The organism is Aeromonas sp. 603607, from assembly GCF_049171595.1.
Taxonomy (GTDB): Bacteria; Pseudomonadota; Gammaproteobacteria; order Enterobacterales; family Aeromonadaceae; genus Aeromonas; species Aeromonas veronii.
This window is the reverse complement of record NZ_JAAKOV010000018.1, coordinates 44,536-62,838: the sequence shown is the minus strand read 5'-3', so window position 1 is coordinate 62,838 and position 18,303 is coordinate 44,536. Positions and strand designations below refer to the sequence as shown.

At 58.9% G+C, this 18,303-nt stretch carries 15 protein-coding genes and 1 tRNA gene; 12 read left to right on the top strand and 4 right to left on the bottom strand.

All coding sequences use genetic code 11. From position 1 onward, the window contains the following. The first annotated feature begins 15 nt into the window (after positions 1-15). From upp to hda, 3 genes are all read left to right on the top strand, one after another. Positions 16-642 carry a uracil phosphoribosyltransferase gene (gene upp / locus G5315_RS16590; RefSeq protein WP_005334115.1) on the top strand — a complete coding sequence of 209 codons (627 nt, stop codon included), beginning with the start codon at positions 16-18 and terminating at the stop codon, positions 640-642. A 150-nt stretch (positions 643-792) separates the two neighbouring features. Beyond that, positions 793-1,812, top strand: a complete 1,020-nt coding sequence (locus tag G5315_RS16585) for a DUF2066 domain-containing protein (RefSeq protein ID WP_421333445.1) — start codon at positions 793-795, stop codon at positions 1,810-1,812. Positions 1,813-1,914: 102 nt separating this feature from the next. Next, positions 1,915-2,616, top strand: coding sequence for a DnaA inactivator Hda (hda, locus tag G5315_RS16580; RefSeq protein ID WP_013723920.1), 702 nt, complete (start codon positions 1,915-1,917; stop codon positions 2,614-2,616). A gap of 105 nt (positions 2,617-2,721) precedes the next feature. Here the strand turns inward: hda and aceA are convergent, their stop codons facing one another. The 4 genes from aceA to G5315_RS16560 form a co-directional block, all read right to left on the bottom strand. After that, on the bottom strand, positions 2,722-4,035 hold the full coding sequence (gene aceA / locus G5315_RS16575) for an isocitrate lyase (protein ID WP_421333443.1): 1,314 nt from the start codon (positions 4,033-4,035) through the stop codon (positions 2,722-2,724). 73 nt (positions 4,036-4,108) lie between these two features. Further along, positions 4,109-5,716: a malate synthase A gene (aceB, locus tag G5315_RS16570; protein ID WP_421333441.1), complete on the bottom strand. Its 1,608-nt coding sequence runs from the start codon at positions 5,714-5,716 to the stop codon at positions 4,109-4,111. A gap of 688 nt (positions 5,717-6,404) precedes the next feature. After that, entirely contained in the window at positions 6,405-6,545 is a 141-nt protein-coding gene (locus G5315_RS16565) for a hypothetical protein (protein ID WP_421204665.1), read from the bottom strand. Between the two features lie 223 nt (positions 6,546-6,768). Beyond that, positions 6,769-6,845 (bottom strand) — tRNA-Pro (locus G5315_RS16560). 254 nt (positions 6,846-7,099) lie between these two features. On the opposite strand from G5315_RS16560, the gene tadA reads away from it, so the two are divergent. The 9 genes from tadA (at position 7,100) to G5315_RS16515 (ending at position 18,215) form a co-directional block, all read left to right on the top strand. Beyond that, a complete protein-coding gene (gene tadA, locus G5315_RS16555; protein WP_266133794.1) occupies positions 7,100-7,651 on the top strand; it encodes a tRNA adenosine(34) deaminase TadA in 552 nt (183 codons plus the stop codon). Between the two features lie 204 nt (positions 7,652-7,855). Continuing rightward, complete coding sequence (locus G5315_RS16550) at positions 7,856-10,093, top strand: phosphate ABC transporter permease (protein WP_421333439.1); 2,238 nt, start codon at positions 7,856-7,858, stop codon at positions 10,091-10,093. A gap of 32 nt (positions 10,094-10,125) precedes the next feature. Continuing rightward, complete coding sequence (gene pstA, locus G5315_RS16545) at positions 10,126-11,775, top strand: phosphate ABC transporter permease PstA (protein ID WP_042012620.1); 1,650 nt, start codon at positions 10,126-10,128, stop codon at positions 11,773-11,775. Positions 11,776-11,885: 110 nt separating this feature from the next. Further along, positions 11,886-12,704, top strand: a complete 819-nt coding sequence (pstB, locus tag G5315_RS16540; protein ID WP_216954080.1) for a phosphate ABC transporter ATP-binding protein PstB — start codon at positions 11,886-11,888, stop codon at positions 12,702-12,704. Positions 12,705-12,811: 107 nt separating this feature from the next. Further along, positions 12,812-13,522: a phosphate signaling complex protein PhoU gene (gene phoU, locus G5315_RS16535; protein ID WP_005334097.1), complete on the top strand. Its 711-nt coding sequence runs from the start codon at positions 12,812-12,814 to the stop codon at positions 13,520-13,522. A 190-nt stretch (positions 13,523-13,712) separates the two neighbouring features. Beyond that, positions 13,713-15,032, top strand: coding sequence for a hemolysin family protein (locus tag G5315_RS16530; RefSeq protein WP_216954078.1), 1,320 nt, complete (start codon positions 13,713-13,715; stop codon positions 15,030-15,032). A gap of 19 nt (positions 15,033-15,051) precedes the next feature. Next, the gene (locus G5315_RS16525; protein WP_069555291.1) at positions 15,052-15,594 is read left to right on the top strand and encodes a hypothetical protein; all 543 of its coding nucleotides are present in this window, start codon (positions 15,052-15,054) and stop codon (positions 15,592-15,594) included. A 293-nt stretch (positions 15,595-15,887) separates the two neighbouring features. Further along, on the top strand, positions 15,888-16,790 hold the full coding sequence (locus tag G5315_RS16520) for a homocysteine S-methyltransferase family protein (protein WP_421324653.1): 903 nt from the start codon (positions 15,888-15,890) through the stop codon (positions 16,788-16,790). A gap of 9 nt (positions 16,791-16,799) precedes the next feature. Beyond that, complete coding sequence (locus G5315_RS16515) at positions 16,800-18,215, top strand: basic amino acid/polyamine antiporter (RefSeq protein ID WP_421333437.1); 1,416 nt, start codon at positions 16,800-16,802, stop codon at positions 18,213-18,215. Positions 18,216-18,303: the final 88 nt, after the last annotated feature.

Here is an 18,303-nt window from a genome sequence, read left to right as displayed (position 1 = left end):
TTAGAGGAGATAATAATGAAAGTCGTTGAAGTCAAACACCCCCTGGTCAAACACAAGATCGGTCTGATGCGTGAAGGCGATATCAGCACCAAGCGTTTCCGTGAACTGGCCAAAGAAGTGGGCAGTTTGTTGACCTATGAAGCGACCTCTGACTTCGAAACCGAGAAGGTTATCATCGATGGCTGGAATGGGCCAGTAGAAGTTGACCAGATCAAAGGCAAGAAGGTAACCGTCGTACCTATCCTGCGTGCCGGCCTTGGCATGATGGATGGCGTGCTGGAGCACATGCCGAGCGCCCGCGTCAGCGTGGTCGGTATCTACCGCGATGAAGAGACCCTGCAACCGGTTCCCTATTTCGAGAAGATCGTCAGCAACATCGAAGAGCGTCTGGCGCTGGTCATCGATCCGATGCTGGCCACCGGCGGCTCCATGATCGCCACCATCGATCTGCTGAAGAAGAAAGGCTGCCAATCCATCAAGGTGCTGGTACTGGTTGCCGCGCCGGAAGGGATCAAGGCGCTGGAAGCCGCTCACCCTGACGTAGAGCTCTACTGCGCTTCTGTCGACCAGGGGCTGAACGAGAAAGGCTACATCGTGCCGGGTCTGGGCGATGCAGGCGACAAGATCTTCGGTACCAAGTAAGTTGACACCTTAACCTGCTTCCCATGTGGAAGGGGTGATCGGAGCCGGCGCATAGCCGGCTCTGCTGTTTGTGGCAGCTTGTGCCAGCCTTGCCGCAAGATGCGCCTTGCCGCTACCATAAGCAAACTCTCCCATTTCGAGACTCTGTTCATGTTCAAACGTGTTGTGACCGCCCTCTGCTGCGGCTTGTCATTCATGGCCTCGGCCGCTCAGGTGACCGACCTCTATCAGGGCAAGGCCCCGACCAGTGGCGATATGGTGGCCGCTCAAGGGCAGGCTCTCGGTCAGGTGCTGATCAAGGTCACCGGCAAGCGCGACATCCTCACCCAACCTGTGGTGGTCAAGGCGCTGGCGGCCCCGGGCGACTATGTCAAAAGCTATGGCTATCAGGATCAGGACTCCGTCAAATATCTGAAGGCCGAGTTCAAGAGTGACAAGGTCAACAGCCTGGTCTCCGAGAGCCTGTTTGCCCTGCTTGGCCCGGCGCGTCCCCAGATGGTGATCTGGCTGGTGGTGGATCAGGGGGAGCGTCGCCTGCTGGCGGATCAATCCAGCGATGGTTGGGCGCAAGCCTTGCGCGAGCAGGCCCAGACGCTGGGGCTACCCATCAGCATTCCGCTGATGGATCTCGATGACAACATGGCGGTCAGTGCCACCGACGTCTGGGGACGCTTTGCCGACCCGATTTTGCAGGCAAGCCAGCGCTATGGCGCCGAGATGGTGGTGCTGGGCAAGCTGACACCGGAAGGTGACAAGTGGAGCATCGATTGGGGACTCTACGGCCCCAAAGCGGCCGGTGAAGTGGCAGAGCTGACCCGTGGCAATAGCACCGGCACTCAGGCCGAAGTGGCGCAAGGGTTTGCCGATACCCTGGCGGCCTGGCTGGTGAAAAACTACGGTGCCCGTATTTCTGGTCCGGCAACCAGCCAGACCCTGGTGGTAGATGGCCTCTCCGAAGTGGACAGCATGATCGCCGTGCAGAAGATGCTGCAGGGGATGGCCAACGTCAGCAAGGTGGCGATCGGCAAGCTGGAGGGGGACCAGGTCACCTTCAACTTTACTTTGCAAGGGGATCAGGCCGAATTGGTGCGGGCACTGCAGCTCGAGAGTCGTTTGCGCAAGGTTGACGATAATGGCAGCGGTTTGCGTTACCAATGGTCGCAGCCCTGATTTTATAAGGCTTTTGTAGACCGCCCGGCTTGTCCGGGCGGTTCTCTATCTGCCTTTGCGATGATACACTTAGCCACAAATGTCACAGTCAAAGCCCAACGAGTGAAGCAACCGGCCCAACTGTCTTTAGCCGTACAACTACCGGATGATGAAACCTTCGTCAGTTTTTATCCCGGCAACAATGCTCATCTGATCACCGCCCTCAAGAATGCGGCCATCGGTCAGGGATCGCCTTTCCTCTATTTCTGGGGAGCCAAGGGATCCGGACGCTCTCATCTGCTCCACGCCACCTGTGCCGAGGTCAACGCCCGCGATGCGGCAGCGGCCTATCTCTCCCTCGATCAATTTGAACAGCTCGATCCCAGCATGCTCGATGCCCTCGAAAGCCTGCCGCTGGTCTGTCTCGACAGTCTCGAGGCGATCGCCGGCAATGCCGTGTGGGAGCGGGCGTTGTTTGATTTTTACAATCGCTGGCAGGAGAAGGGCGAGGGGACGCTGGTGGTCACAGGTTGCAGCGCACCGCGCAAACTGGGGCTGCAACTGCCGGATCTCGCCTCGCGCCTTGACTGGGGGGTGAGTTTCCATCTCGAAGAACTGGATGACGAAGGCAAGCTCAGTGCCCTGCAGCTGCGTGCCGAGCTGCGGGGTTTCAAATTGCCCATCGATGTGGGCCGCTTCCTGCTCAACCGACTTTCCCGCGATATGCGAACCCTGCTCACCACTCTCAATCAGCTCGACAACGCCTCATTTCGAGCCAAGCGCAAGCTGACCATCCCCTTTGTCAAAGAGATCCTCGAGCTCTGATCCTCTCTGCGGTGTGCGGTTGTGGTCTGACTTTCGTTTGAATGGCAGATAAAAAGAAACCCCGGCTTCAGGCCGGGGTTTTGCTATCTCAAGGGACTAGGCCTATCAGTGGAACTGATCTTCTTCGGTCGAGCCGGTCAGGGCGGTGACCGAGGATTGGCCACCCTGAATGACAGTGGTCACCTTGTCAAAGTAACCGGTACCAACCTCCTGCTGGTGGGCTACGAAGGTGTAGCCACGGCTGGCGGCAGCAAATTCCGGCTCCTGCACCATCTCGACGTAGTGCTTCATCCCTTCTCCACGGGCGTACTGGTAGGCCAGTTCGTACATGTGGAACCACATGTTGTGGATACCCGCGAGGGTGATGAACTGGTACTTGTAACCCATATCGGAGAGCGCCTGCTGGAAGCGGGCGATGGTGGCATCGTCCAGATTCTTCTTCCAGTTGAAGCTCGGGGAGCAGTTGTAGGCCAGGATGCGATCCGGAAACTTGGCCTTGATTGCTTCGGCAAATTTACGCGCTTCGTCCAGATCCGGCTTGGCGGTTTCACACCACACCATGTCGGCGTAGGGGGCGTAAGCCAGACCGCGAGCGATGGCCTGATCGATACCGGCACGCACCTTGTAGAACCCTTCGGCAGTGCGCTCGCCAGTCAGGAAGTCTGCATCGTACGGGTCGGCGTCGGTGGTCAGCAGGTCAGCGGCGTTGGCATCGGTACGGGCGATCACCAGGGTGGTGGTGCCGCACACATCGGCTGCCAGACGAGCGGCAACCAGCTTCTGCACCGCTTCCTGAGTCGGTACCAGCACCTTGCCGCCCATATGGCCGCACTTCTTGACCGAAGCGAGCTGATCTTCGAAGTGCACGCCAGCGGCGCCAGCTTCAATCATCCCCTTCATCAGTTCGAAGGCGTTAAGCACACCGCCGAAACCGGCTTCCGCATCCGCCACGATCGGCAGGAAGTAGTCGATAAAGCCCTCATCCTGCGGCCCTACCTTGTTGGCCCACTGGATCTGGTCGGCACGGGCGAAGGAGTTGTTGATGCGCTCCACCACGGACGGTACAGAGTTGGCCGGGTAGAGGGACTGATCCGGATACATGGTGGAGGACAAGTTGTTGTCCGCCGCCACCTGCCAGCCGGAGAGGTAGATCGCCTCGATCCCCGCCTTGGCCTGCTGCACTGCCTGACCACCGGTCAGGGCGCCGAGGCAGTTGACGTAGCCTTTCTTGGCGTCGCCGTGGATCAGACCCCACAGCTTGTCGGCTCCACGCTGGGCCAGGGTGTGCTCTGGCTGCAAGCTGCCGCGCAGGTTCACCACATCTTCGGCGCTGTAGCCGCGCTTGATCCCTTTCCAGCGGGGGTTTTCCGCCCAGTCTTTCTCGATAGCCTGGATCTGTTGCTCACGGGTCAGTGCCATATCAGTTCCCTCTTTCATTGATTTCACGTTTCCATTGACTTGTTATTGGCGAGCCCCGCTGGGGGCCCGTGATTCAGAGCCGCTCGTAACCGGGCAGCGTCAGAAAATCGATCAGGGTGTCGGCGCAGGTGATCTCTTCCATCAGTTCGCTTGCCTCGGCAAAGCGTCCTGCCTGCCAGCGCGCGGCGCCCACCTCGGCTTTGACCACCTCCAGCTCCTCGGCCAGCATCTGGCGGAACAGCGCCTTGGTCACCACCTTGCCGTTCGACAGGCTTTTGCCGTGGCGGATCCACTGCCAGATGGAGGTGCGGGAGATCTCGGCGGTGGCGGCATCTTCCATCAGACCGTAGATGGGCACGCAGCCGTTGCCGTTGATCCAGGCTTCCAGATATTGCAGGGCAACCCGGATATTGGTGCGCATCCCCGCCTCGGTCCGTTCGCCCTCACAGGGGGCCAGCAGGTCGGTGGCGGTGATGGGGGCATCCTGCTCGCGCAGCACGCCTATCTGGTTCTTGGCACCAACCGCAATGGTGGCGTTGAACACCGCCATGGCGGTATCAGCCAGGCCAGGGTGGGCGACCCAGGTACCGTCGTGACCGTTGTTGGCTTCGCGCTCCTTGTCGGCCTTAACCTTGGCGAAGACCTGCTCGTTGACGGCCGCATCCTTGGCCGGAATAAAGGCAGCCATACCGCCCATCGCCAGCGCTCCGCGCTTGTGGCAGGTCTTGATCAGCAGCCGCGAGTAGGCGGAGAGGAACGGCTTGTCCATGGTCACCACCTGACGATCAGGCAGGACGCGATCCGGATGGTTCTTCAAGGTTTTGATATAGCTGAAGATATAGTCCCAGCGGCCACAGTTGAGGGCAACGATGTGATCCTTCATCTGATAGAGCAGCTCATCCATCTCGAATACGGCTGGCAGGGTTTCAATCAGCACGGTGGCCTTGATGGTGCCACGGGGCAGACCAAACTTGTCCTCGGTCCAGGCGAATACCTCGCTCCACCAGCGCCCTTCCAGATGGCTCTGCAGCTTGGGCACGTAGAAATAGGGGCCCGAGCCTTTGGCCAGCAGCGCCTGATAGTTGTGCAGGAAATAGAGGGCAAAATCGAACAGGCCGCCTGGGATGGGCTCGCCATCGAAAGTGACATGTTTTTCCGGCAGGTGGAGACCACGCACCCGGCAAATGAGCACCGCCGGATTGTGGGTCAGGGTGTAGGCCTTTCCTTCCGGACTGGTGTAAGAGATGGTGCCGTTGACCGCATCTCGCAGGTTGATTTGGCCCTCGATCACCTTATTCCAGGCGGGAGCCAGTGAATCCTCGAAATCCGCCATGAACACCTTGACGTTGGCGTTGAGGGCGTTGATCACCATCTTGCGCTCGACCGGGCCGGTGATCTCCACACGGCGGTCTTGCAGGTCGGTGGGAATACCGCGAATGGTCCAGTCACCTTCACGGATGTGGGCGGTTTCCGGCAGGAAGTCCGGCAGCTCGCCGCCATCGATACGGGCCTGGCGTGCCACACGTTGTTTCAGCAATTCCCCTCTTTGGGGAGCAAAACGTTCCACCAGTTCGGAGACCAGAGCCACCGCGTCCGGCGTCAGAATTTGCGCGTATTCGGGTAGCATCTCGCCCTGGATGCGAAGGCGGGCGCTGCAGTGGGTCTGAGCCGGTGCCGACATAAGGTTCACTCCTTTGAGAATTACATTTTGAACTTATTAACTACGACTAAAGTCGAATCCCTGTTCCTGAAACGTTCCCGCAACAACGGGGTAACACGATTGATAAGGTGCGAAATATTGTTGAGTACGTCAACAGTTTTTTTTAAACGCCCGTTTTTTCGATATGGTTAAGTTGATGTTTTTTATTGCTTTATTGGATTGGTATAAAAGCTCTACGCAGATGGTTATGCTCCTGCTTTTTCCCATCGGACAACGGCTAATTTGGGCCGTTACCCTGCCCCTCATTTTGTAACTTATTACGTAATAAAATTACAAATGCAAAAACAAATCCCGACCTAACTCCAGGCTGTGACAAAACAGCCGTATAAAGCGCGTTTGAATGTGGTAATGAATGTTTTGCTAATGCTAGACCTGATGGGTGAACGTGCGTTTTAAACTTGGTGTGGTGATGCAGGCTCTGTTGGCACCAGAGGTTGCAGCGATAGAAAGTGAAGCGCAATAACGTAGGTTTGTATCAGTTGTCGGGGGGAATGCCGGAGAGGGAAGGGGGAGACACATTAGTCAATAATACTGCCATCCTTGATAGAATTAGCAGTTTGTCGTTTTTTGCAGATTTCTCGCCAAGGGCCTGAAACTGAGTGCGTTGAACAGGCGATGTGCTGGTGATTGAGCGGCCATCTGGCCGGGCTCAATAGTCATCATCCGGTTCGGCAAGATCGATCACATCCAGCTGGATGACCTGTTCGTCTTCGCTTTCGGTGTGGCAAGGGGTGTCATGAGGAACGGAATAAAGTGTAATGGCGGGTGCGAAATCGGTGTTCTGGTTCATGCCTGGTCCTGTGTTACACGCAAGCCGGACAGTGATCCCTTCACTTGTGTTTCCACCTCCCTGTGTTGTCTACCGGCGGAAAGTTGCGAATCTTAATGAGTTCGGCAAAAAGATTCAAGTGGTTCTGAGTGATTTTTGTGCTTGATAGGCGGGGGGCGTCAGGAGGATAAATCGGAAGCAAAAAAATAGCCCAGTCGTTTGACTGGGCTATTCTCGGGGAAAATGGTCGGTGTGAGAGGATTCGAACCTCCGACCCTCTACACCCCATGCAGATGCGCTACCTGGCTGCGCTACACACCGACGGAGTCAGACTCGGCTGACGGGGAGGAAGTCTAATAGCATGGCCAAACGGGTGCAACTCCTTTTTTATCATAGAGATGCCGATTGCTTCTTTATTGCTCAGCCGGGATGCGGCTTGGGTCTGACGTGCAGATTTGGCATAATCGCTGCCCTGTCACCGCGAGCTATCATGCCTGCTATCTATGGAATTATTTACAGATGTGGATAGCTGGAATGCAAACAGCACAATTGAACAATATAAAGAGGGGATGGGCGTGAAACCATCAGAGGTCCCAGAAACACTGGGTCAGGCTCCGAGTCAGACCGCGCAGGACGAACAGTGGATGCGCCATGCCATGGCATTGGCCGCTCGGGCCGAAGGGATTGGCGAGATCCCGGTCGGTGCCGTTCTGGTGCTGGATGGTCAGGTGGTGGGCGAGGGGTGGAACCGCTCCATCAGCGAACACGATGCCTGTGCCCATGCCGAGGTGATGGCAATTCGGGCGGCGGGCCAGCAGCTGGCGAACTACCGCCTGCTCGACACCACACTTTATGTGACGCTGGAACCCTGCTGCATGTGTGCCGGTGCGCTGATCCATAGCCGGGTCAAGCGGGTGGTTTACGGCGCACGTGATCTCAAGACCGGTGCTGCGGGGTCTGTGTTCGAGATCTTGCAGGACCCGCGCCACAACCACAGTGTCGAGCTGACCGGCGGTGTGCTGGCCGATGCCTGCTCGGCCCAGTTGTCGGCCTTCTTCAAGCGTCGCCGCGCCGAGAAAAAGGCGGCCAAACTGGCGCTGCAACAATCAAACGATGCCCTTTCCTGAATCATTTGGGGGCAGCATAGGCTGCCCTTGCTGATTATTCTCACAAATATCTCTTTATAAACAATATATTGTGTTCACTTTCCCTCGAAAGGACCCCCGCCCATTTTTCCACTAGCAACCTCGGTTAAAGCGCTCTCGATGTAACAAAACTGTCATGCAACCGCCATATAATGCCGCCAAGCCTAGCTTACATTGAGGTCTTGCATGTCATCGGAATCGTTAAACCTGGTCATGGCGGGCAGTAGAAAACGCCGGATCAAGGATAAATTGGCCAAATATGGCGTCACCACAGGCGGAGCCCTGGTACTGGTGGCGCTGCTGCTTATCTTCTTTTATCTGCTCTATGTGGTGAGACCCATCTTCAATGGCGCCTCCATGGAGCCAACTGCCTCATTTACCCTGCCTGCCGCAGGGAAGACCGCCTGGCTCGGCGTGGAAGAGCAGAACGAGATCGGCTATCGCTTCAGCGATAAAGGACTGGTCAACTTCTTCGCGGTGCAGGGAGATGACAAGATCAAGGTCGGGCAATCCCTTGGTCATGCTGAGGTCACCGGTGATGTCACTGCGGTGGCGCCACCGTCCCCTGGTCAGAAGCTGATCGCCTACGGTTTCGCCGATGGCAAGGCGCAGGTCGTCCAGCCTGCGTTCAAGGTCTCCTATCCCAACGATGTGCGGGTGATCGAACCCAGTCTGCAATATCCCTTTGGCGAGGAGCCGGTAGTGGTCGATCCGCAGGGCAAAGCGCTGCGTGCCATGGTATTTGAGGCCACCAAGGACAAGATGGCGACCGCCGCCGTGACCGAAGATGGTCGTGGCGTACTGATGGTGATGAGCGGTGAGGAGAACTTCCTCTCCGGCGAGATTGAGTGGAGCAGTGAGAACTACACCATTCCGTCCCTGCCGCGCCATGTGGATCAGATGCTTTTGACTCCCAATCTGCGGATCCTCTTTGTGCGGGAAGGCAATCGTCTCTCTGTCTATGACATTCATGACCTGAGCAATATATCCGTGCGCAATGTGCTGGAGATCAATGCGCCAGATGCCAACGTGACCCGGGTCGAGCTGCTCTCCGGTGCCTCCTCCCTGCTGGTGGGCAACGACAACGGCATCATCTCCCAGTGGTTTGAAGTGGCAAAAGATGGCAAACGCCAGTTCACTCAGATCCGTGACTTCAAGGGCGATGGCGCGGTGGATCTTCTGACCCCCGAGCACTATCGCAAAGCCTTCATCAGTGCCGACAAGGACGGCATCATCAGCTTCTTCCACGCCACTGGCGAGACCAAGCTGCTGACCGAGACGGTGGAAGGGGGTGAACTCTCTGCCCTGGCCATCTCCCCCCGTCACAACCTGTTGCTGATGCAGCAAGGGGAGACCTTCAAGCTTTTCTCGGTGGAGAACGATCACCCCGAGGTGACCTGGTCGGCCCTGTGGCAGAAGGTATGGTATGAAGGGTATCCGGAGCCCCAGTATGTGTGGCAATCCACCTCCGCCAGCAACGACTTTGAAGCCAAGCTGAGCCTGGTGCCACTGGTATTCGGTACGCTGAAAGCCTCTTTCTACGCCATGGTGTTTGCGGTGCCGCTCGGTGTCGCCGGTGCTATCTATACCGCCTACTTCATGTCGGCGGGGCTGCGCAAATACGTCAAACCGACGGTGGAGATCATGGCGGCGTTGCCGACCGTTATCCTGGGCTTCCTGGCGGGTCTGTGGCTGGCGCCCATCATAGAGGGGGCGCTGCCCGGGGTGATCCTGCTGTTGATCCTGCTGCCGATGGGGATGCTGTTGACCGCACTGGTCTGGAACTACCTGCCGGAGCGTGGCAAGTCCTGGCTGCCGGAGGGATGGCACGCCATCCTGCTTATTCCAGTGCTGCTGCTGATTGGCTGGGGGGCCTTCGCCCTGAGCCCGCTCATCGAGAATGCCTTTATGCACGGTGATTCGCGCATCTGGCTGACCCACGAAATGGGTATCAAGTTTGACCAGCGCAATTCGCTGGTGGTCGGTATCGCCATGGGCTTTGCGGTCATCCCCACCATCTTCTCCATCGCCGAAGATGCGGTCTTCTCGGTGCCCAAGCACCTGACCCAGGGCTCGCTGGCGTTGGGGGCTACCCCGTGGCAGACCCTGAGCCGAGTGGTGATCCTCACTGCCAGCCCGGGCATCTTCTCGGCGGTGATGATGGGCCTTGGCCGTGCCGTGGGCGAAACCATGATCGTACTGATGGCTACCGGCAACACCCCCATCATGGACTTCTCCATGTTCCAGGGGCTGCGTACTCTGGCCGCCAACATTGCGGTGGAGATGCCGGAGTCGGAAGTGGGCAGCTCCCACTATCGGGTATTGTTCCTCGCGGCCTTCGTCCTGTTTGTGTTCACCTTTATGTTCAACACCCTGGCCGAGTTTGTCCGTCAGCGGTTGCGTGAAAAATACAGCTCGATGTAAGGGGCGGCTCTGTAATGGACAAGGAATCGACAATGGGTAAGTGGTTTAAATCAGGGGCCCCCTGGATCTGGATGACCGGCGGAGCCGTCAGCCTGAGTCTGGTGGCGGTACTGGGTCTGCTGCTGCTGATCGGATGGCGTGGTCTGGTCTACTTCTGGCCGCACCCCATCTATGAGTGGCAGCTGGAGGACGCCAGCGGCAACAAGAGCGTGCTGATCGGCGAGATCAACGATCGCGAGCTGGTGCCGGTGGAGCGACTGCGCGCCGCAGGTCTGCCGCTGGAGGGGGAAGAGCGCGAGCTGCTGACCCGCTATCTGGTCAAGACCGGCAACCGTGAGTTCGTCGACCTCGATTTTCGCTGGGTATTGGAGACTGACATCAAGTCCCAGAGCCAGCCAGCCGAGCTGGCCATGGTTGAGCGTGCCACCAACGGTAACTTCTACGGTTATATCGTCGGGGTAAAAGAGGATGGCCGCGAGCTGACTTCGGATCTGCATCCTGCCCTGCAGCGGGTGCTGGCGAGAGCCAATGCCCTCTCCGAACAGGCCAACGATCTGCAAAAAGGGGACATCGGCAGCATCAACTATCAGCTGGAGCGGCTGCGCCTGAAAGAGCGCAAGGCCGAGCTGGAAGAGAAGCTGACCGATCAGCTGAAAGCTCAGCTGGAGCGTGAACGTCAGGCCCTTAACGATCGTTATCAGGTGCTGGAAAAAGAGCTCTTCTCACTGCGCAGTCAGGCTGACCGGGACAGCATCACCGTCAAGGATATGCGTGGCGAGCTGGTGACCATGCCCATGTCCAGGGTACTGGATGTGGTATGGCCCAACGACATGAGCCTGCTGGCCAAGGTGGGTCACTGGTTCCACCAGATCGGCAAGTTTGTATCCGACGATCCCCGTGAGGCGAACACCGAGGGCGGCGTCTTCCCGGCCATCTTCGGCACCGTCTTCATGGTGTTCCTGATGGCGATCATCGTGACCCCGCTCGGCGTGGTGGCGGCGGTCTACCTGCACGAGTACGCAGGCAAGAACAGCCTGACCAAGATCATCCGCATCGCGGTGATCAATCTGGCGGGCGTGCCCTCCATCGTCTACGGCGTGTTTGGTCTGGGCTTCTTCGTCTACACGCTCGGTGGCTCGCTGGATCAGCTGTTCTACCCGGAAGCGCTGCCGAGCCCGACCTTTGGTTCACCTGGCGTGATTTGGTCGGCGCTGACCCTGGCTATCCTGACCCTGCCGGTGGTGATTGTCTCCACCGAAGAGGGGCTGGCGCGGATCCCGAGCACCATCCGTCAGGGCTCGTTGGCACTGGGCGCCACCCAGGCCGAGACCTTGTGGCGCATCGTGCTGCCGATGGCGAGCCCGGCCATCATGACCGGCCTTATTCTGGCGATTGCCCGTGCAGCCGGTGAAGTAGCGCCGCTGATGCTGGTGGGGGTGGTGAAACTGGCACCGACCTTGCCGATGGATGGCAACTTCCCGTATCTGCATGTGGAGCGCAAGTTCATGCACCTGGGCTTCCACATCTATGACGTCGGCTTCCAGAGCCCCAACGTCGAGGCGGCCCGCCCGCTGGTCTACGCCACCTCCTTCCTGCTGGTGACGGTGATCGTGGGCCTGAACCTGACCGCTATCGGTATTCGTAACCACTTGCGCGAGAAATTCCGGTCGCTGGAACATTGATAGGCCAGCCACCACAGAGACGGGCAGGGGACAGGGTTCCCTGCCAGCCAAGCGTTCCGGCCGCGGGCGATGAGATTGCCCGCCGCCACCGACAGATTTTGAGGTAACAGATGATCAACGTAACGACTACGTCTACCCAGCACACCGCGCTGGACCTGCTTAACCTGAGCCCGGAGCAGACCGCGCTGGAGGTGAAGGATCTCAACCTGTACTACGGCAGCAAGCAGGCGTTGTTCAACGTCAACATGAAGATCCCCAAAGGGCAGGTGACCGCCTTCATCGGCCCGTCAGGCTGTGGCAAATCGACCCTGCTGCGCTGCATCAACCGGATGAACGATCTGGTGGAGATCTGCCGCATCGACGGGGAGATCCTGCTGCACGGCCACAACATCTATGACAAGAGCGTGGATGTATCCGCCCTGCGCCGTCAGGTGGGCATGGTGTTCCAGCGCCCGAACCCGTTCCCCAAGTCTATTTACGAGAACGTGGTCTATGGTCTGCGCCTGCAGGGGATCAACGATCGCCGCACCCTGGATGAGGCCGCCGAGCGCTCCCTGCGCGGTGCGGCCCTGTGGGACGAGGTGAAGGATCGTCTGCACGACAACGCCTTCGGTCTCTCCGGGGGTCAGCAGCAGCGTCTGGTGATCGCCCGCGCCATCGCCATCGAGCCGGAAGTGTTGCTGCTCGATGAACCGACCTCGGCGCTCGACCCCATCTCCACCCTCACCATCGAGGAGTTGATCAACGAGCTCAAGAGCCAGTTCACCGTGGTGATTGTGACCCACAACATGCAACAGGCCGCGCGGGTGTCGGATCAGACCGCCTTCATGTACATGGGCGAGCTTATCGAGTACTCGGATACCAACACCATCTTCACTACACCGGCCAAGAAGAAGACCGAGGATTACATCACAGGTCGCTATGGCTAAGGCGTGGTTGAACAAGGGTTATGGATATGAACATGATGAGCATCAATAAACAGATTACCGGTCAGTTCAACGGCTAAGGCATACTCGGAGCATCAAGGATTATTTGTATGGACAATATGAACCTCAATAAACACATCTCCGGTCAATTCAATGCCGAGCTAGAGAGCGTGCGCAATCAGGTGCTGGTGATGGGCGGTCTGGTAGAGCAGCAGCTCACCGACGCCATTGCGGCGATCCACGATCAGGATCTCGATGCGGCGCGCAAGATCGTGGCCAACGACCACAAGGTCAACGCGATGGAAGTGGCGATCGACGAGGAGTGCACCCGCATCATCGCCAAGCGTCAGCCGACCGCCTCCGACCTGCGACTGGTGATGGCCATCATCAAGACCATCACCGATCTGGAGCGCATTGGCGACGTGGCCGACAAGATCGCCCGCATGCTGACCGACAACGCCAACAAGCCGCAGCCGCCGCTGGTGTCGCTGGAGAACATGGGCCGTCGTACCATCAAGATGCTGCACGATGTGCTCGACGCTTTCGCCCGCATGGATCTGGATGCGGCGCTGGCGGTCTACAAGGAAGATGACAAGGTAGACCGCGAGTACGAGTCCATCATCCGCGAGCTGATGACCTATATGATGGAAGATCCCCGCACCATCCCCCAGGTGCTCAACGTCCTGTGGGCGGCACGTGCCATCGAGCGGGTCGGCGATCGCTGCCAGCACATCTGCGAGTACATCGTCTACTACGTGAAAGGCAAGGATGTACGCCACACCAAGGCGGACGATCTGGGCACCTTGCTGGGCAAGGGCTAACCGGAAGTGAATAAAAAGGCGCGTGAAGCGCCTTTTTTGTTGCATAACTGGTCGGAGTAAGATAAAGCCCCCAACTGGCTGTTTTCTGATAGAATACTCCCCCTGTGTGAGTCCCGGATGGGCTCACGGTCCGGTCTCCCGGGCCCAGTTTGCCGTCTTGTGCTAAGGCGGGTGTAGCAATAGGTTAATCATGAGTTTTGCCGATAGTTTGTTCTTTTTAATGCTGCTGGTTGGCGGCAGTGTGTTCTTCTCCCTCTCCGAGATCTCTCTCGCCGCGTCTCGCAAAATCAAATTGCAGGTGATGGCGGATGAAGGTAATCGCCAGGCCGAAAAGGTGCTGGCCCTGCAGGCCCAGCCGGGCAACTTTTTCACCGTGGTGCAGATTGGCCTCAATACCGTCGCCATTCTGGGCGGTATCCTGGGTGAGTCTGCCCTCAACCCCGCCATCAAGGGGATTGTCTCCCAGTTCTACCAGGGACCCTGGCTTGGCGAGATCAGCTCTGGTGCGTCCTTCGTGTTCGTCACCGGTATGTTTATCCTGATCGCCGATCTGATGCCCAAGCGTCTGGCCATGATCATGCCCGAGCAGATTGCCGTGGTGGTGGTGCGCCCCATGCTCTTCTTCGTCACCCTGCTGATGCCGCTGGTATGGATTTTCAATGGTCTGGCCAATACCCTGTTTCGCCTGATGCGCATTTCTACAGAGCGCAACGACGAGATCACCTCCGATGATATCTATGCGGTAATGGATGCCGGTGCCGAGGCTGGAGTTATCCAGCGCGAGGAGCATCAACTCATCGAGAACGTGTTCGAACTGCAGTCACTCTGCGTCACCTCCGCCATGACGGCTCGAGAGAGCCTCATCTACTTCACCCTGCAAGAGGATGAAGAGGACATCAAGGCGAAGATCGCCGAACACCCCCACAACAAGTTTCTGGTCTGTGACCACAACCTCGACAGCATCAAGGGCTTTGTCGATGCCAAGGAGCTGCTGATCCGCGTCATCAGCGGCCAGAGCATCGATCTCAACAGCGGCTCGCTGGTACAAAACGTCATCATCATTCCCGATACCCTGAACCTCTATGAGGCGATGGAGTACTTCAAAAATCATCGTGGCGACTTTGCCGTGGTGATGAACGAGTACGCGCTGGTGGTGGGGATCGTCACCATGAACGACCTGATGAGCACCGTCATGGGCGAGTGGGCGACCCACGTGGTGGAAGAGCAGATCGTCCAGCGCGACGAGAACTCCTGGCTGGTGGACGGGGTCACCCCCATCTCCGACGTGATGCGCGCCTTCGATATAGAAGAGTTTCCGGACGATCAGAACTACGAGACCATCGCCGGTTTCATCATGTATATGCTGCGCAAGATCCCCAAGCGCACTGACTCGGTCAAATACGCCGGTTACAAGTTCGAAGTGGTGGATATCGACAGTTACAAGATCGATCAGCTGCTGGTTACCCGGGTCGAGCCGGTGGTGGCCGAGAAGCCAGCTCAGGAATCGTAAAAGGAGCGACATAAAAGTCATGAAGATGCAGTCTCATTCCCGTGCGCTGGCCTGTGTCGCGCTCGCCCTGGCACTGGGTGCCTGTAGCCAGAGCGCGCCGCGCAAAGCCACAGTGGCAGCCAAGCCGGTTGCCCCCAAGCCCGCGGTGGTCGTGCCGCAGCCGGATCCCGATGCGGTGGTGCAAAGCGGCATGGCCGAGCCGAGCCCGGTCTTTGATGAGCAGTACCATGGCCCGGATCAGGGGTCGCTGGAGTCGGTGACCGCCCTGTTTGCCCGTGGCTACATCGAGTCGGCTATGCGCGAGACCATGCTGGCGGCGGTGCACAACGACTATCCGCTGCTCGGCATGCGGGATGTGCGGTTGACCGATCCGGTCTCCAAATTCCTCACCTCCGAGCATGCGGCCACCACGGCCCATGACTACCTATATGCAGGCGTACAGCGTCGCCTCGGTCGTCCGCTCAGCCCTGCCCAGTGGGAGCAGATCTGGCGCGGTTTGCCGCAGCAGGGTCGGGTCTCCGACTGGGTCAAACAGATTAAGCGAGTGCTGGCCGGGCGTTAAGTCGCCAGCGGATCAAGATAGTGATGAGGCCACCTTCGGGTGGCCTCTTGCATTTCTGCGTTTGCCTCGCCGTTTGCACGCTGATTTCTGCTGATACTGATTGCCGCCCGTGGCACTTTGTTTTATCTTATTTTGGCCATCTAAACATCTATATGTTTTTATGGCCGCATAATAAAAGGGCTTCCCAGGATGAAGCGGGACGATCTGCAGCGATTCGATGCGAAACCGCAGATCAACAAAACAAACAGATAAATACGCAAATAAACAACGCACATAACTAAGAGACACGACAGATGGAAACCAGGGAATTGTGGGTGCTGGATGGGGGTATGGGGCGCGAGCTGGCACGGCGGGGTGCACCGTTTCGTCAGCCGGAGTGGTCGGCGCTGGCCCTGATGGAGGCGCCAGAGACGGTGCGCGACGTGCATCAGGCCTATGTGGCGAGCGGAGCCCGGGTCATTACTACCAATAGCTATGCGCTGGTGCCGTTTCATATCGGCGATGAGCGTTTCTTTGCCGACGGGGAGGGGCTGGCAGCGCTGGCCGGACAACTGGCCCGTGAGGTGGCTGACGCGCAGAAGGGCGCCGTGCAGGTGGCGGGCTCTCTGCCGCCGCTGTTTGGCTCCTACCGTGCCGACCTGTTCAAGGCGGACAAGGTAAGCGAGCTGGCGACGCCGCTTATCCGCGCGCTATCCCCTTATGTGGATATCTGGTTGGCCGAGACCATGAGCCTGATTGCCGAGCCACTGGCCCTGAAAGCGCTGCTGCCTGACGATGGCAAGCCGTTCTGGGCCTCCTTCACGCTGGAAGATGAGGCGCCGGGCAACGAGCCGCGACTGCGTTCCGGCGAGCGGGTGGCTGATGCGGTTACCGCACTGGTGGCGGCCGGAGTCGATGCCATCCTGTTCAATTGCTGTCAGCCCGAGGTGATCGAGGGGGCCCTCGAGGTTGCCCGCACCCGATTGCAGGCGCTGGGCCGCGCAGACATTCGCCTCGGTGCCTATGCCAACGCCTTCCCGCCGCAACCCAAAGAGGCCACCGCCAACGACGGACTGGACGAGATCCGTGCCGATCTGGGGCCGCTGGATTACCTTGGCTGGGCTGAGCGCTGGCGCGCAGCCGGGGCGAACTTGATCGGCGGTTGCTGCGGTATCGGCCCCGAGCATATTCAGGCGCTGAGCCGCCGGTTGCGCTAAGGAGCTTCCATGAAAGAGAGCAAGATTGGGCTCTGGTCACTCACCGCGCTGGTGTTCAGCTCCATGGTGGGGGCGGGGATTTTCAGCCTGCCCCAGAACATGGCCGAGGTGGCAGGAGCGCGCGCCGTGCTGATCGGCTGGGGCGTGACGGGGGTGGGCATCCTGGCGCTCGCCATGAGTTTTCTCTATCTGTCGCGACTCAGACCCGATCTCGACGGCGGCATCTACAGCTACGCCCGCGCCGGTTTTGGCGAGCTGGTGGGCTTCTTCTCCGCCTGGGGCTATTGGCTCTGCGCCACCATCGGCGTGGTGGGTTATCTGGTGATCGCCTTTGCGGCGCTGGGCAGCTTCGTCGATACGCCGGAGCAGGTCTGGTTTGGTGAGGGCAACACTCTGGCGGCGTTTGTCGGCGAGTCCTGCATCCTCTGGGCGGTGCACCTGCTGGTGGCCCGCGGCGTGCAGCAGGCGGCGCTGTTCAATCTGGTGGCGACCCTGGCCAAAAGCCTGCCGCTGCTGCTGTTTATCCTGTTTGCCTGCTACTGGTTCGATCCGGTCACCTTCGCGGCGGATCAGCAGGGCAGCACCCTGGCGGTGCCGGTCTCCGAGCAGGTGCGCAACACCATGCTGATCACCCTCTGGGTCTTCACCGGTATCGAGGGGGCCGCGGTGTTGTCGGCCCGCGCCAGAAACCGGCGGGATGTGGGCACCGCCACCGTGCTTGGGGTGCTATTGGCGCTGCTGCTCTATGTGCTTATCTCGGTGCTGGCGCTCGGAATATTGAGTCGGCCCGAGCTGGCGGCGCTGCCCAACCCCTCCATGGCAGGGCTGATGGCTCAGATGACCGGCTCCTGGGGCAAGCTGCTCATCAGCGTCGGCCTTATCGTCTCGGTGCTTGCCTCCTACGTGAGCTGGACCCTCTTCTCGGCGGAGGTGCCGTTCAGCGCAGCCCGCCACGGCGCATTTCCCGCAATCTTCCGGCGCCAGAACCGCAATGGGACGCCTATCGCCTCGCTCTGGCTCACCAGCTTGACGGTGCAGACTTGCCTGCTGCTGGTGTGGCTGCTCGGCAAGGGCTACACCAGTCTGCTGCTTATCTCCACCTCGATGATTTTGGTGCCCTACCTGCTGATCGGCCTGTTTCTGCTCAAGCTTTCGTTCAGCAAGGAGGGAGAGAGTGGGCAGGGCCGAGGCCTGATGCGGGCGGTGGCACTGGTGGCGAGCGGTTACGGCTTCTGGCTGCTCTATGCTGCCGGGGTGGAGTATCTGCTGCTCTCCTTGCTGCTCTACGGGCCTGGTCTGCTGCTGTTTCTCTACAGCCGCCGTCAGCTGGGCGCAGATCTTTGCCTGAGTGGTCGCGAACGGCTGTTGGCCGGAGTGACCTTGCTGAGCCTGATCCCCGCCGTCTGGTCGTTCGCCCATCTCTGATATCGAAGATGTGACTGACCATAAAAGAGAGCGCCACCGTGGCGCTCTCTTGTTTTCAGGGACTGGTTATCAGGGGCTTGCTATCCGG

Coding starts and splice junctions, on each gene's coding strand:
- upp (WP_005334115.1), top strand. CDS start 16: ATGAAAGTCGTTGAAGTCAAACACCCCCTGGTCAAACACAAGATCGGT.
- G5315_RS16585 (WP_421333445.1), top strand. CDS start 793: ATGTTCAAACGTGTTGTGACCGCCCTCTGCTGCGGCTTGTCATTCATG.
- aceA (WP_421333443.1), bottom strand. CDS start 4,035: ATGGCACTGACCCGTGAGCAACAGATCCAGGCTATCGAGAAAGACTGG.
- aceB (WP_421333441.1), bottom strand. CDS start 5,716: ATGTCGGCACCGGCTCAGACCCACTGCAGCGCCCGCCTTCGCATCCAG.
- G5315_RS16565 (WP_421204665.1), bottom strand. CDS start 6,545: ATGAACCAGAACACCGATTTCGCACCCGCCATTACACTTTATTCCGTT.
- G5315_RS16550 (WP_421333439.1), top strand. CDS start 7,856: ATGTCATCGGAATCGTTAAACCTGGTCATGGCGGGCAGTAGAAAACGC.
- pstA (WP_042012620.1), top strand. CDS start 10,126: ATGGGTAAGTGGTTTAAATCAGGGGCCCCCTGGATCTGGATGACCGGC.
- pstB (WP_216954080.1), top strand. CDS start 11,886: ATGATCAACGTAACGACTACGTCTACCCAGCACACCGCGCTGGACCTG.
- phoU (WP_005334097.1), top strand. CDS start 12,812: ATGGACAATATGAACCTCAATAAACACATCTCCGGTCAATTCAATGCC.
- G5315_RS16530 (WP_216954078.1), top strand. CDS start 13,713: ATGAGTTTTGCCGATAGTTTGTTCTTTTTAATGCTGCTGGTTGGCGGC.
- G5315_RS16525 (WP_069555291.1), top strand. CDS start 15,052: ATGAAGATGCAGTCTCATTCCCGTGCGCTGGCCTGTGTCGCGCTCGCC.
- G5315_RS16520 (WP_421324653.1), top strand. CDS start 15,888: ATGGAAACCAGGGAATTGTGGGTGCTGGATGGGGGTATGGGGCGCGAG.
- G5315_RS16515 (WP_421333437.1), top strand. CDS start 16,800: ATGAAAGAGAGCAAGATTGGGCTCTGGTCACTCACCGCGCTGGTGTTC.